This is a genomic window from Flavobacteriales bacterium (assembly GCA_016124845.1).
Lineage (GTDB): Bacteria > Bacteroidota > Bacteroidia > UBA10329 > UBA10329 > UBA10329.
This window is the reverse complement of the sequence record WGMW01000005.1, coordinates 1-14,501: the sequence shown is the minus strand read 5'-3', so window position 1 is coordinate 14,501 and position 14,501 is coordinate 1. Positions and strand designations below refer to the sequence as shown.

Annotated in this window: 14 protein-coding genes; 12 read left to right on the top strand and 2 right to left on the bottom strand. The window is 48.5% G+C overall.

Features of this window, described 5'->3' with window-relative positions; genetic code table 11:
* From GC178_01805 to GC178_01760, 10 genes are all read left to right on the top strand, one after another.
* The gene (locus tag GC178_01805) at positions 1 to 1,221 is read left to right on the top strand and encodes a hypothetical protein (protein ID MBI1286288.1); all 1,221 of its coding nucleotides are present in this window, start codon (positions 1 to 3) and stop codon (positions 1,219 to 1,221) included.
* A complete protein-coding gene (locus GC178_01800) occupies positions 1,221 to 1,754 on the top strand; it encodes a hypothetical protein (protein MBI1286287.1) in 534 nt (177 codons plus the stop codon). Before GC178_01805 ends, GC178_01800 begins: the two co-directional genes overlap by 1 nt.
* Positions 1,751 to 2,695, top strand: coding sequence for a hypothetical protein (locus GC178_01795; protein MBI1286286.1), 945 nt, complete (start codon positions 1,751 to 1,753; stop codon positions 2,693 to 2,695). Before GC178_01800 ends, GC178_01795 begins: the two co-directional genes overlap by 4 nt.
* Complete coding sequence (locus tag GC178_01790; GenBank protein ID MBI1286285.1) at positions 2,695 to 3,174, top strand: hypothetical protein; 480 nt, start codon at positions 2,695 to 2,697, stop codon at positions 3,172 to 3,174. The genes GC178_01795 and GC178_01790 overlap by 1 nt, the downstream gene beginning before the upstream one ends.
* A complete protein-coding gene (locus GC178_01785) occupies positions 3,171 to 3,725 on the top strand; it encodes a hypothetical protein (GenBank protein MBI1286284.1) in 555 nt (184 codons plus the stop codon). Before GC178_01790 ends, GC178_01785 begins: the two co-directional genes overlap by 4 nt.
* Positions 3,715 to 4,932: a hypothetical protein gene (locus tag GC178_01780; protein ID MBI1286283.1), complete on the top strand. Its 1,218-nt coding sequence runs from the start codon at positions 3,715 to 3,717 to the stop codon at positions 4,930 to 4,932. Before GC178_01785 ends, GC178_01780 begins: the two co-directional genes overlap by 11 nt.
* Positions 4,929 to 5,252 carry a hypothetical protein gene (locus GC178_01775; GenBank protein ID MBI1286282.1) on the top strand — a complete coding sequence of 108 codons (324 nt, stop codon included), beginning with the start codon at positions 4,929 to 4,931 and terminating at the stop codon, positions 5,250 to 5,252. Before GC178_01780 ends, GC178_01775 begins: the two co-directional genes overlap by 4 nt.
* Entirely contained in the window at positions 5,236 to 5,703 is a 468-nt protein-coding gene (locus tag GC178_01770; protein ID MBI1286281.1) for a prepilin-type N-terminal cleavage/methylation domain-containing protein, read from the top strand. Before GC178_01775 ends, GC178_01770 begins: the two co-directional genes overlap by 17 nt.
* On the top strand, positions 5,675 to 6,826 hold the full coding sequence (locus GC178_01765) for a hypothetical protein (protein MBI1286280.1): 1,152 nt from the start codon (positions 5,675 to 5,677) through the stop codon (positions 6,824 to 6,826). Before GC178_01770 ends, GC178_01765 begins: the two co-directional genes overlap by 29 nt.
* A gap of 511 nt (positions 6,827 to 7,337) precedes the next feature.
* Positions 7,338 to 9,032: a hypothetical protein gene (locus GC178_01760; protein MBI1286279.1), complete on the top strand. Its 1,695-nt coding sequence runs from the start codon at positions 7,338 to 7,340 to the stop codon at positions 9,030 to 9,032.
* Between the two features lie 68 nt (positions 9,033 to 9,100).
* Here the strand turns inward: GC178_01760 and GC178_01755 are convergent, their stop codons facing one another.
* Entirely contained in the window at positions 9,101 to 11,053 is a 1,953-nt protein-coding gene (locus GC178_01755) for a hypothetical protein (GenBank protein ID MBI1286278.1), read from the bottom strand.
* 143 nt (positions 11,054 to 11,196) lie between these two features.
* On the opposite strand from GC178_01755, the gene GC178_01750 reads away from it, so the two are divergent.
* Positions 11,197 to 12,351: a hypothetical protein gene (locus tag GC178_01750; GenBank protein ID MBI1286277.1), complete on the top strand. Its 1,155-nt coding sequence runs from the start codon at positions 11,197 to 11,199 to the stop codon at positions 12,349 to 12,351.
* A gap of 60 nt (positions 12,352 to 12,411) precedes the next feature.
* Here the strand turns inward: GC178_01750 and GC178_01745 are convergent, their stop codons facing one another.
* Positions 12,412 to 13,458 (bottom strand): hypothetical protein, encoded by a 1,047-nt coding sequence (locus GC178_01745; protein MBI1286276.1) that lies wholly within the window; start codon positions 13,456 to 13,458, stop codon positions 12,412 to 12,414.
* 555 nt (positions 13,459 to 14,013) lie between these two features.
* Between GC178_01745 and GC178_01740 the strand changes: the two genes are divergently transcribed.
* A partial coding sequence (locus GC178_01740; GenBank protein MBI1286275.1) for a spore surface glycoprotein BclB occupies positions 14,014 to 14,501 on the top strand: 488 nt, incomplete at its 3' end.

Genomic DNA, 14,501 nt, shown 5'->3' with positions numbered 1-14,501 from the left:
ATGTTGGACAGGGTCAGATCGAAATGGAACCGCTGGGTCTGGGGAACACGCTTTCAAGCGGTTCACCTGCACTTGCTTGAGGGAGAACAGGTTTCCGTGACGGGACTGGTACTTGAGCGGAAAAAGGATGAGATCATCATTTCGGACAGTTTTCCTACCGGGAATTCACTTGAGGAACTGAAAAGATTCGTTCAGAAAGACGTTCCTACGGCATTGGTCATCACAGGGAAAGGGGTCATTTCCAAGCGGTTGCCAAGAACAAAAGGTGGAGAACAGGAACAAGTAAAACAGATGCTTGCCGAATATGGAAGTACACCTGTTTTTCACGCTGTTTCGATTCAGGAAAACTGGATACATATCAGCGTTCTCCGTTCAGAGGTCTTACAGGATTTGTTGCAGGAGTTGGAAGAGCAGAGCATAAATCCTGTCCAAATTCAAGTGGGAGTTCCGGCCATTTGGGATGTATTGCGATTTACGGAAAGTGCAGATGCTGAGGTGTATACCGGTATTTACAGGGTCGGTTATGATGCGTTGGGAGTTGCCTCCATGGAATTGGACGACCACCCATCGGAGAAGTACTCGGTTGTAGGAGATGCGGTCGATGGGATGTATCTGATACCATATGCTGCGATCCTTTCCATGCTGTCAGCCGCAGAGAAAGGTGTGCCACCACCCAAGGAAACGTCCGGTCAGTGGGAGGCGGTCTACTATGGAAGTGCTTTCAAGAAGGTCGGTATGGCCGGGGTCGGTGTTCTGTTCGTTCTTCTTCTCACCAATACCTTGCTGTTCACACATTTCCATGAGCGCAAACTTGAATTGGAAACCGCCATGGTGGAATATCGCGGGAAGCTGGATGAAGTGGAATCCTTGAAAAAGGAACTGGAACGAAAGAAGCATGTCGCATCTGTTTCCGGCACGGGAACCAATGGAAAATTCGCCTATTACGCTGACAGGCTGGGGGCAACGGTTCCTTCTGCAATTCGATTGACACGCATGACGTTGAACCCGATCATGAAGCGTGACCGCTTGGGGGAACGGATGGAGGTCAGGAGCAATCTGGTTGAGATTGAAGGTGTCTGCAAGGAAAGTGAGGAACTTAATGGTTGGATGCGAACGCTTGATACCCTTGATGTTGTGAAAGAACTTCAGATCGAGGGGTTTGAGAAAAAGGAAGGGAACGATAGGAACGAGTTTGAACTGGCAATCAAATTGGACGATTGATGTTTTCAAGTTTAGGCCATAAACGGAAGTTTCAGTTGCTTGTCGGCCTGTTGGTGCTTTCTCCGTTCATCATCTATTCCATCGCCATTTCAGATACGGTCGAAGCAGCCATGGCCTGTTCTGAACTCGGAGGGCAGTATGAGCAGATCGACCAGGTGGATGAACGGCTGATGTCGCTGCGGTCACAGGTCCAAAAGGCCGTGTTGGAGCTGGGAATGGTGGAGGGAGACGCATCCGCGTTCCAATCAGGCCTCCTGTCTGCGGTCAGTCGGTACGCTAAGGAGGTCGGATTGGAATTGGTGGATTTTTCGGGGTCAGAGATATTTGTCGAGGACGGAATGCGCATGGAAACGATTCCCGTAACTGTTGAAGGGGGGTTCGGTGCAACCATATGTTTGATTCATTACCTTGAAACGGAGGCCAAAGTTGGACGGCTGATATCCACCGAATTCAAATTGGTGAAAGCGGGAAGAACCAAGAAAGAAGCATTGAGAACGACCATTCATGTACAGAACATAAGCAAAGGACAATGAAACGCAGTCATATCATTTGGATCTTCTTACTTCTCCTGATCATTGGGGTCGGTTGTGATGACCTCATAGAAAAGGATCTTTCGGGTAGCTCGGTCACGTTGGTAGCCCCGTCAGATGGCGTTGTCACAGAGATAAGTGTCCAGACATTCTGGTGGAATGAAGTGGACGGTGCGCTCAAATATGAGCTTCAGGTCGTGTCAGGCCGTTTCGATTCCATTCTGCAATTGGTCGTGGACACCAATGTGACCGGAAACCAGTTTCAGCAAACGCTATGGGCCGGACAGTTCGAGTGGAGGGTACGGGCGGTGAACGGGTCAAGTGAGAGTGCCTATACCACCTATTCCCTGACCGTTGATACATCGTCCAGTCTGACCGGTCAGACCGTTGTCCTTGAGTCTCCCGCCAACGGAAGTTATAGCAACAGCCTCACTCAGGATTTTTCATGGCAGGATCTTTCGGTGGCCGAGAGTTACCGTTTTCAGGTAAGTGATGATGGATTCAGTTCTGGAGCAAATGTGCTTGACACGACCGTTTTGACCAACAGCGTAAGTGTAACGTTCAATCAGGATATCCAGTATTCTTGGAGAGTAAGGGCTGAAACCGGATCCTCGGTATCCACCTATTCCTCCATTTGGAGTGTGGATGTGGATACCACATCACCGGGAACGGTAACGCTGTGGTTGCCGGCAGATAATGCCACCTTCCAGTCGCAGACGTTCGAGTTTGCCTGGCAGACCCTTACAGATGCGGGGTCCCCTCTGACAGATTCCCTTTTTGTGTATTCGGATTCGCTGGTCACGCTTTTCAGGTCGTATGAAGGTGTCCAAGGAAGCGTGACCGATTCGGTGGCTGCTGGAACCTATTATTGGAGGGTCAGGACATCGGATGAGGCGGGGAATGTCGGTGATTATTCAGAGGCTCGAAGATTTCTGGTGTTTTGATGAAGGACAAGAAAACATTGGTGGTACTGATCCCGGCATTGATCATTGTTTGGGGAATGATCATCTATCGGCTGGTGGAGACCTTCAGCGAAGATGACCCTACCGTGGAAATTTTTGCCCGAACCGAAGCCCCCGTTGAGTCGGAACACATCACTTATGCACTTCAGCTTGACTATCCCGATCCATTTTTGAAGGCCGAGATCAGAAAGGCGGTGGTGAAGGATGTGAAAAAATCCTCTACAAAGCCTCAGAAAAAACCTGTGCAGCGGAAGGTCAGGGAGACTCCCGCTCCCAAACTGCGATACAATGGTCGTGTTGAGAACAGGACCTCGAATGAGGAAAGGCACCTCATCTCCATCAACGGCAATCCGCATATCGTGGCACTGAATGAGCTGGTGGATGAGGTCACGCTGCAAAAGGTATTCACCGACTCCGTTCAGTTCCGTTGGAACAAGGAGACCATATATGTGAAAAGATGAATGACTTTAAGATACTTCGTGCGATTGTTTGGCTGTTTCCGATATTTCTCGTGTTCAATGGCTTTGCCCAAAAAGACCCTTCAAAGGTCAAAACCCAGAATATCACCATCAATTCGAGTGAAGGGAAAAAACAGTTCCGGACCACGAATGACCTTACTCCGAACGTCAGGCCGAAGGTCAGCCGGTGGTATTACTGGTATCATCCGCATGAACTGCATGTGACGGCCGGTAATTTTTCTGGCCGTTTGTTGGATGGCGACTACGATTCTTTTTACCCAGATGGATCCCTGAAGGAAAAGGGCGAGTTCAAAAAGGGACTCAAACATGGGGAATGGATGATGTGGTATGAGAATGGGCAATTGAAAGAAGTGGCCGAGTTCCGAAAGGGTGAGAAACACGGAGATTATACTTCCTATGATCCGAAAGGGAATGTGATGATACAGGGGGTTTTCAAACGAGGGACCTATGCCGGGCTCAAGAAATCGGCTTGGAAACAGTTTGTGGACTTCATCACATTCAAAAAGATGAGAAACCCACAGGATGCGCTTTGATGCACGGGGACGGTTGTCGGCAAGTGCGTTGGCCTATGCTGTTCTCATCTCCTTGGTTCTCACATTGATAACATTGGCACTGATGATGGCATTCCAACTGCACAGCAGCCGTATAGCTGACATTACAGACATGCATCGTTCGGTGAGGAATGCCGAGTCAGGGCTGTTGTTATTGCTATCCGACCCAACGGTAGCATCCACGTCCGTTCTGCACAAAGACCTTTATGGGGACCGGGCAGATTCTGTCAGATTGGAACGTAGGACATGGGGTGCTTTTCAGGTTTTAAGGAGTACTGCAACCTGTGGCATTCAAACGGCTGATTTGATGGTGCTTGCGGGAAGTATGGTGAATGATTCAGTTCCCTCATTGATCCTTGCCGACAAGGGGAAACCATTGTCGCTGTGCGGGGAAACCCGAATATCCGGAGATTGCTTGCTGCCGAAATCCGGGGTGAAACGGGCTTATATCGAAGGCAAGAACTATGTTGGAAGGGAATTGATCTACGGCCGTCAACTTCAGTCGCCCTCCAGCATTGGTCAAGTCCAGGTCCCAGATTTTTCAGACCACATTAGTTCAAATTTGGAAACGATCGATTTCGAAGATCTGGATGTCCTGACCGTTGAACGGTCTTTTTCAACCCCTTCTTTGTTGATCGGTTCTTCTGAACCGATGCTGCTGAATGGCGTCAATTGGTCCGGAAACATCTTGGTGCGATCGGATACGGAGATCATTATCGGTTGGAACAGTCATTTGAGCCGCTGTATGGTCAGTGCTCCCAAGGTCACCATCGAATCCGGTTTTGAGGGAGACCTGCAAGTGTACGGGGATTCGGTCATCGTGGAACCGAATGTCCGGTTGGACTATCCTTCCGGAATTTACATCTCTGAGATAAAAAATGCGGTGGTAAGCATTGGCGAGGATTGTACGGTTTTGGGTCAGATTCTCGTATCCAGCATGGAGGCTCCACTTGTAAGCATTGGGTCGAATTCGGGGATTTATGGTGAAGTGGTCAATCCCGGTATCACGGAATTGAAGGGAAAGGTGTACGGGCAGTTACAAACGGGCGGTTTTGTACTTCGCACACCTTCCGCCACCTATGAGAATCATCTGTTGGATGTGGTCATTGGCATGGAACACCTTCCCCGACCTTTCGTCTCGTATATTCGGGCTAATGGTAACCTGTCACAGATAACCCGATTGCAATGAAACTGAAGGCATCCGGTCTATTGGAAACAACTGCTGCGCTGAGCATACTCGCCTTTGTGATAGCTGCATCCCTGTTTCAGATAGGGCGGTTGGCATCCTGGTCACGGACAGACATGGGTGCGGTCTATCTTGCAGTCAATCAAGTGGAGAACACACGCCTGTCACAACCAATGGAGATCGCTGAGGGAACTTACATGGTTGAACGCCAGGTCACATCTTACTCACAGGGTCTGGATGTACTGACGATTGTAGCGCGAGACCGAGGGGGAAGAGTTCTTTTGAAGGTCCGCAAACTCATCAGACATGAAGACGAACGGTAAGCTAAGGGCATTCACATTGGTGGAAATGATGGTCTCCATGCTGATCGTCACCGTGGTGCTTATGATGGCCGCATACGGATTCCGTACCGTAACGGAAGTGTCCCGGAGAATCCGGTCAGAGCTTGAACGCTCAGAGTCCAATTATTTGATACTATCGAATGTGGAACAGCAGTTTAAACGGAACCGGGTTTTGACCAAACATTTCAATGATATTCAATTGGATGATGTGCTTTTTGAATTTGGGGTTGAAACGACCCTTCGTAGACAGGAAGGTAGAATTGATACGTTTCCTTCGGTCATCTCCGAACCAAAATTGATCGAGGAGAAAAGTGAAGCGGAAGGACTGATCAGTGAGCTGGTATTTCAAGCAGACTCGACCGTATTTGTGCTAAAAGGTTCCGGAGACCTTGCACTTTGGATGAATGAACGGACACGCAATGGCCAAGATTGACCTTGGAGGACATATAGAAAAGAGCACGGAGATTCCTTGGTCACAGAGACTGAGTGAACTTCTTAATCGGGACTTTCAACTGTTCGGTTCCAAAACCCTTTCAGATTCGGATAAAGAGACCTTTTATTCCGATCTTCATGTGCTGGTGTCCTCCGGACTCGATCTTCGCTCCGCGTTGGAACTGATGGTTGAGGAAGGGGGAAATGAAAAGACCAGGAATGTGCTGGCATCCGTGAAAAAGGGTGTTTTTGCTGGAAGACCGCTTTCCAGCGTGCTGATGGACTCCGAGGGGTTTTCGGAGTATGAGGTCCATACGTTGAAGATCGGGGAGGAAACAGGTTCTTTAGCTGTAGTACTGGCCGATCTTGCCAAGGACTATTCGGATCGGATACGACTAAAACGGGAACTGATCTCCGCATTCAGCTATCCGGTAATGGTGACCGTTATCGCCTTTGGGGCGGTAACATTCATGTTGGTCTTCGTTGTGCCGATATTCACGGATTTTTTCAGCCGCATGGGGCGTGAACTTCCGTGGTTGACACGGCAGGTCATCGGCTTCTCGGATGCGCTTGTTGCCAACTGGTGGTTGGTGTTTCTCGCAATTGTTGGAGCTGTCCTTCCAATCGTTATTTGGAGGGAAAAGGATTGGTTCAAGGATTATCGTGACCGTCTTCTGTTGCGTATTCCGATTCTTGGGGACATCCTGAAAGCCTCCAAACTGGCACGGTTCACAGGGTCGATGGCGTTCATGTTGGGAACAAATGTGAACCTTCTCCGTTCGATGAACCTCGCTGCCGACATTACCGAGTTCAGTCCGATCATTAAGGCCGTAGGTCAGATTGAAAAGGGGCTCATCCGCGGGGAGTCCATTACCGACCTGATGCGCAGCTCACCGATCTTTGATCCACGGTTCGTGGCCATGGTTAAGGTAGGAGAGGAAGTGAACCGCTTGGGTGAGGTGTTTCAACACATGTCCGGTCAGTACAGTGAACAGGTACAGCGTAAGACCAAACTTCTCAGCACATTCATCGAACCCATCATGATCGGCTTTCTTGGTGTCTTGGTCGGAATCATTCTGGTGTCCATGTATCTGCCTCTTTTCCAGATGAATTCTGCGTTTTGATAAGAGTCTCATTGTAACCCGAAAACCGACTTTCTTGTCCTATTGTAATGGGATTTTCAAGTGAAGCAAGTACTGGAAATACCTCCGTAACCTCTCTCCTTGGTGATGCGACTCCAACCTATTTGTTGTACACCAGATCCTGTTGGGCTGTCCTACTCAGATGTTCCACATCCTTCCAAAAACGGTTCGATATTTCTCCGGTTGGCTCCACCCGACCGGACACTACCAATTTATCAGGCAGTGTCCGGTTTTTTTTGGCAGAAACCCGCGTCAATAGCCAGACACAGAAGGAGGGCCGAGTTGATCCAAGCGGTTCGACATTTCAATTGTTTCAGAGGAAGCTGAAGTAAGATTCCATCGGTATGCAGTAGCATTGGAGTTGGTGTTTTGGGCTTGGACAGGTCAGTTCCAACTACCTTGAGCATTCCCCAAAGTTCTTATACCAACACGTCTTGGGTGGGTTGCATATACACCACATTTGGGTTTCCTTTGCTACACGATTCCTAATCCTATGAAAAAGATCTTCACCCTTTTATCGTTCCTGCTGGTGGCGGGTTCGGTAAGTTCTCAGGTCATGAACGAGGTTCAGGGTACTGCCGCAGGTACCAGCATCACCACGGGTGATTTCAACTCCATCTATGGTGATTCGGCAGGGTATAGGTTAACTTCCGGTATTGGACATACCATTATTGGTGCAGGTGCAGGAATGAGCTTGACAACATCTGGAAATTCGACCGTTTGGCATTACACCGATCTTACCGGTTATACATATCCTCCAGCTGCTGGGAATATTTTCATTGGACAGGGCGCAGGATATAAGACCAGTTCAGGATTGAGCAACGTCTTTATTGGGACACTCTCCGGATGGAGCAACACCTATGGGTCAAACAACACATTCATTGGGACGCATTCAGGTGAAAGCAGCACCACAGCGTCTAATAATACTTGTATCGGTTTTTCCTCAGGACACAAGAATACTTATGGGAGTTCAAATACGTTCATAGGTTCCAGATCGGGGTCTCAAAACACTACTGGGAATGCTAATTCCTTCATGGGATATTATGCGGGTTGGAACAACACAACAGGTTACCAGAATACATTTATCGGCAGATACGCGGGAAATGACAATACCACCGGATATTGGAATACAGCTTTGGGAGATTCAGCAGGCATCGATTGCAGCATCGGTATTCGGAACACATTTTTAGGCCATGCCACTGGTGCGGCTACCGAGTATGCCGATCATAACACATTTGTTGGGGATTACGCAGGTTGGGACAACAACCGGCTGAACAATACGGATGATTCGAACGGTAATACCTACGTGGGATGTGAAACAGGTTTTACCAACCGCGTAGGAGAATACAACGTATTAATGGGCTACAAGGCCGATTTTCAATCCCCTGGCAGTCGCTCCACCGGACAGGCAAAAACGGCCAACAACTACAACATCGGTATCGGTTACAAGGCAACTATCGGAGCAACCAAGAACCATGCAGTTATCATCGGTGCCTCCAGCTACATCTCGGCCGATCAGGTGGTGGGTGTTGGCGATAGTGTCCAGGTAACTGGAACTCAGAGCGTGGCCATCGGGCCAAGTTCATCGGTAAGCAACAGCAATTCGGTTGCCATAGGATATAATGCTACTACATCATCAAATAATCAGATCGTTTTAGGAAACAGTAGCATTCAGAAGATTGGCGGCTATGTAAACTGGACGGCACTGTCTGATAAGCGTCTGAAGGAGAATGTGCAGGAAGATGTCATCGGTCTGGAATTCATCACCCGCCTGCGCCCTGTAACCTACAACTACGATGTAGACGCCATTGAGGCGTTTAGTGGAAGGGCTGTCTCCGAATCTCTTAGAGAAGCGGCCGATGCGAAGGAACAGATCCGGTATTCGGGTTTTCTGGCGCAGGATGTGTTGGAGGCTGCCCGTTCGGTCAACTTCGATTTCAGCGGTGTGGACATGCCACAGAACGAGTGCGACCCGTACGGTCTGCGTTATGCAGAATTCGTGGTGCCATTGGTCAAGGCCACCCAAGAACTGAACGAGAAGGTACAGGCGCAACAAAAGGTCATCGACACCCAGCAGGCCATGCTGCAACGGTACGAGAATATGTTCCAAGCGCTCAGTTCAAAACTGGACATTCCCATGTCAGAGCTGGATCCGGAACTGAAGGTTGAAATGGTAGTGACCGAATAAGGTGGATCGGATCCCTTCTTTGAAATGTCCCTTCTGGGAATGAAGAGGCATTCGGAAAGAGCCACCATTCATTCCACAAAATAAGATTCCGCCTTTTTTATGGCTTTGTGAGCTACTTCAATTCCGATTTTGCGAGCCGGTATGTCATCGCAAGGAGGATGTATTCCACCGTGAATGCGAGACAGGCATGTCTCGGCTGCCGCGTCATGGTACTTGGCCCATTGAAGCGTCACATCTTCGGTCGGGCCGTTTTCAAATTCCAAAAACTCATTTTTCTTGGCCGTGAATGTGTGCAAGCCTCCAGGGAAAAACGGACTTCCCGTAATTTGGGTCAGCACTTCTGCACCGCATGGAGAAAAGGTTGAGTGGCCCGAAACATAGCCGGCAAACGTTGGTGTAGCAAACGAATAGCGCTGATACGGCCACCAGTTCTCTCCCAATATCCAACCAACTCCTGCCGATTCTTCAAATGGATCATTGACCACATCGGGTCCACGCCAAGCAAGGATTTTAATGGCATTCAGGTTTTCTAAATTCTCTCCTACCAAAGGGTCATCGTTTTTTACAAGTTCAATGTGTCCTTTTACCAACGGAATTCCGTGTGGGTGGTAGTTCGGCAGAAGTGAATCTGATGATTGGCCTTTACCAGCCATGTAACGAATGGCCGTGAATGGCCTGACATAATCGTAGTACCCTTTGATTCCCCAGCATGCAATTCCTGCATCGTGCATGGCACCCGCCATGGTGAAGTAGGCCTTTATATCCCAGTCGAGTTGAGACAATGATTCTCCCTTTCCTTGCCACTTTCGTTCAAAATTCGGGTCGTAGCTGGTCATGCTCAGCAGGTCTATCCAATGGCCAGGCGGGGAGTATGTGTTGATGGCATCTACCCAGTATTCAGCAATCACCCGTAGATAATCTGCCCGCAGAACGACATTCTCCTCGTATGGTTTACCCGTGAATGGGTTTTTCTCAATGGGTTTCGTTTTCAGCACACCACCTTGCTCCACATTGTAGAATTGGTCAAAATCGTCAAACGAATTTGGAAGTGCCGTTACGGAACCAATGGAGCCTGGTGAAATATCTATCCTCACCGAATCTGCCGGGTCAAGAAGACCAGACCAAATGGCATTGAGTGTAAATCCCCATTTATAATTTTTTGAAGATGAGGCATTTGGGTCATCGGTAATAAGAGGGGGAGAACCAGGGTCCAGATAGACCTTCCATTCTCCGTCCCGCTCCTTGATGACCATATCTTCCTCGGTCAAGGAAAATGGAACTACATTTCCCCATTCGGGGGTTGTGAAAACAGTTTGGTCTGCAACGAAAAGGTAGTTCCAGAAAGGAAGTGTCTTATCAGACCCTTTTTCCTTTACGTATTCATTCACATCAAGAGGTTGCCAGCGGTTGGGATTTCTCAATGAACCGACCCCGCGTTTGCTGGGGTCCATGGTGCCGTTGACGGGTTGATACTGTTGAGGCTCATATCCATTGCCCTCTCCAGATCCATCCTGCTGTCCGAACTCAAATATGATCGCTCCAATATAATTTCCCAAGGCTGATGGTGAACCATTGGAATAGTCCGTAGAACGGTCGCTCAAGTTCACATTATTGGCATCGCAAATCTCATGGAAGCGATCGAAGGTTCTGTTCTTTGAGCCATACAATCCGAACCGGAGTTCCAGAAATCGGTACGCTGCGTAGCAAATAGTGACCTTCTGCGCACTGTCAATGTTTGTACCGGAATATTCAAATCCATCGAAATCGACATGGAACTCACCGACCGTGTTGCCCAGGAAATACGGTTTGGCATCTGGTTCATAAACCGCCCAAGCATCATACATGGCTGCCGTAAGGTGGAACAGGTTTCTGGCATGAACGGTCGGCCCTTGGCCGTCCTGTTTCACTGCGTGCAAAGCAGCGTCTATCCATTGTCTGGCTACGGTCAGTTCACTCTTTTCGTGCTTTTTGGGTTGTACCAAAGCAGATTGACAATGCAGCGAATTCGCAACTAACATCATCAGAAATAGAAGTTTGGAGAACGTTGGTCTCAACAAACGTTGGGGGACTCTCATAAACCTTGTAAAGTTTGCTCAAAAGTAGTTGAACCATCTGATTCGATTGTCAACCTGGTACAATGGTTTAGGTTTGTAAGATGCGGAAGGTGCTCAAACTTAGTTTGTACTTTATTGTTCTGCTCATTTTGCAGGAGATATTGTTCCGCGTGTGCTTCCCAATCCCTGAGCTGAGCAACTTCGACCGAGGCTTCTATACCGAAAAGGACGAGAAACTCGCCAAAGGTTATGTGAGAAACCGAAGCTATTACTGGGAAAGTTCTGTTGACACCAGTCACAAGTTTGTACATCATTATAATAGGTACGGCTTTCGGGATAAGGAATGGAAGGTTGAAAAAGGCGCGGACAAACCCCGCGTCCTATTCATTGGAGACAGCTACGTGGAAAGCGTCATGTCCGACAGCACGATGACGGAATACTTCCATAATATGGCCAATTCCGATGCTGTAGAAGTGATGAATGCGGGAATGCTCGGGATTGGGTTCACTCGCTACCTGAGGTTACTGACGGATATGGTTCCAATTTTCCGACCTGATGTTGTGGTGATGGTCGTTTATGCAAATGATTTCATGGATGATAAGATCACCGTTCCAACGAATTATGCCACACCCATCTATTATGAATGGTGGAAACCTCGGGTCGTAGAATTACTTGAGCAATGGAAACGCGGAACACCTGTACCTTTCCGTTGGGGTGTCGAAGCCAAACCCTTGTTTGCCAAGGCAGGCGAGAATGGTTTTGTTTGGAATGGGGCGTTGGATAAAATGGAAGTCCATGCTGAACCCTTTCTGGCTGATGCGATGAAAGCGGGGACTTTCAATCACCATCGCCTCAATGAGATTAAACGGGAAGCCCTGTATCTGAAAAAACAGCACGATCTTCGCTTACCGATGGATTACTTTAGATTCTACGCTGCCAAGTTTCAATTCGAGCCCTTGGTGGTTTACATTCCATCACGCAACCAGATAACTGATCATTACCTGCAATATGAGTTTCAGCTTTGCAAGACCTGTGATAGCAGACTGAGCTTGACAGACTCCATTTACAATCAGAATCAGGTTCAATTGGAAAAGGTCTGCGCAGATTACAATCTTCCTTTTGTCAACCTTTCAAACGTCATCCGAGCAGAAGAAAACCGTGGCAATCACCTCTACTGGAATTATGACGGACATCTGAATGAAAAAGGAACCGAACTGGTTGCTGAAGAGATTTATCAGTTTTTCGTCCACACGGGTCAAGATTGAGCACCATGGTTTCAGGATAACCGTTTGTAAGAAAGCCATCATCGCATGGAAATCGGAAGCTCATTTTGGCGTGCTCTTGAACTGAGATCTGATGAAAGGCTCCAGCGCATCTGCAATTATTCGATGCGCGTGTTCGTTCGGATGAGCATCAAATCGGTTTACGACCACACTTTCTGAAGATTCACTCTCGAATACGGGTAGCAGATTCAAATAGGGAACCTCGCTGTCGTGCCAGAACAAGACCAACGAATCGTGAACGGATTGGAACTGATAATCTTCCAGTTGATGCAAAAACGGAATGGTGGCCACAACCAAATGACCTCCGTTTTCCTCAACCAGCGCTTTCAGTTGTTTTAGAACAGACTTCTGTTGCTTCCAGGTTTCTCCGCTATATCTGTCTTTCAGAAAAGCGTAGTAGTTGGTGACATTCGGATTCCGATTTGCCATGATCCTGAAAACCAAGGTGTTAACCAGATAACTCTCGCGCTCGATGTAATTCAGGTTCCTATCGAACTCAGCCATCTCCCTGTAAACTTCCTGAGCTTCAGGAATCAGATAGGAAATGTCATTAAGACAATAGGTGAGCATAACAAAATCAGGTTCGTAACCCTCAGATAGGATTTTTCTGAACCTTTCCAGTTCATCAATGGTCTCAAAGCCATTTGTTCCCAAAACATGAACCTCTGTGTTTGGAAACCGCACCTTCAACAGATTGCCAAAGCGGTCATTCACATCTTTCACGCCATGTCCAGCGGTGAACGAATCTCCAATAATGGTCAGTCTGCGCTTCCCTGAACCAATTAGATAATTGTAATCCACGTTGTCACGAACGCCCATGTTGTTTTTCTCGTAATGCCGCATTGCCCACCTTCGGGTTGTCTTGTTCAAGGCGAAACTGTCAGTGGTGTCCACGAAAAACCGATAGTAGGTTTCCCCCGCAAGAAATATGGTGGAGGTCAGAAACAGCAGGAACACAGCATTCCAGATCACTAAGCCAGTTTTCGATGATCGGAGCCAAGCGCCCTGCGTCTTCAGCCCGATAAGGACGAAGAGCAACAGGATTGGAAAACTCATAACAAGCAGAAAGAAAAGGTTGAGGTCATTCATCGGATCCTCCGCGAAATTAGCGCTGAATTGGGAAACCGATTTTTAGTGGTGTTTGAACTTGAAACAACATCTACCATATCGATGGTCCGAACTTCAAGCCTTAAAATTTTGTTAAAATTAGTTTGGGTTTTATAAAGATAGTCTCAAACTCAAGGGCTATTTTTGGGGACTTCACGAACCACCATATCCAACATCATGAGGAGGTCTTTACTGCTTGCCGTAGCTCTTTTTGTTTCAACATTCGTCTTTGCACAATCACCTGCTCTGATCAATTATCAGGGCGTGGCCCGAGATAATTCTGGCAATATTTTGGCGAATCAGCCGATCGGTCTCAAGATCGATATTCGCCAGACCACTTCTTCAGGAATAATCGTTTACGAAGAAACCCATGCTGTTTCCACCAACACCTTTGGATTGTTCAACATTCATATTGGTGCTGGTTCAATTGTCACGGGGACCATTTCTGCTATTGATTGGTCTGCTGGTCCGTACTACATTGAAGTTAGCTTAGATCCAACAGGTGGTACATCTTACACTTCCATGGGTGTTTCTCAGATGCTTAGTGTGCCTTATGCCTTATATGCTGAAACTGCAGGTGGTGGCAGTCAAGGGGCCACAGGTCCAACAGGCCCAACGGGTGCATCCGGAACCAACGGAGTAGACGGAGCGACAGGCCCAACTGGAGCAGCCGGAACCAACGGAGTAGACGGAGCGACAGGTCCAACAGGCCCAACTGGAGCAGCCGGAACCAACGGAGTAGACGGAGCGACAGGCCCGACAGGCCCAACGGGTGCAGCTGGAACCAACGGAGTAGACGGGGCGACAGGTCCGACAGGCCCAACTGGAGCAGCCGGAACCAACGGAGTAGACGGAGCGACAGGCCCGACAGGCCCAACGGGAGCCGCGGGAACGAACGGAGTAGACGGAGCTACAGGCCCGACAGGACCGGCAGGTGCGGCAGGAAGCAATGGAGTTGACGGAGCGACAGGTCCAACGGGCCCAACGGGCGCAGCTGGAACCAACGGAGTAGACGGAGCGACAGG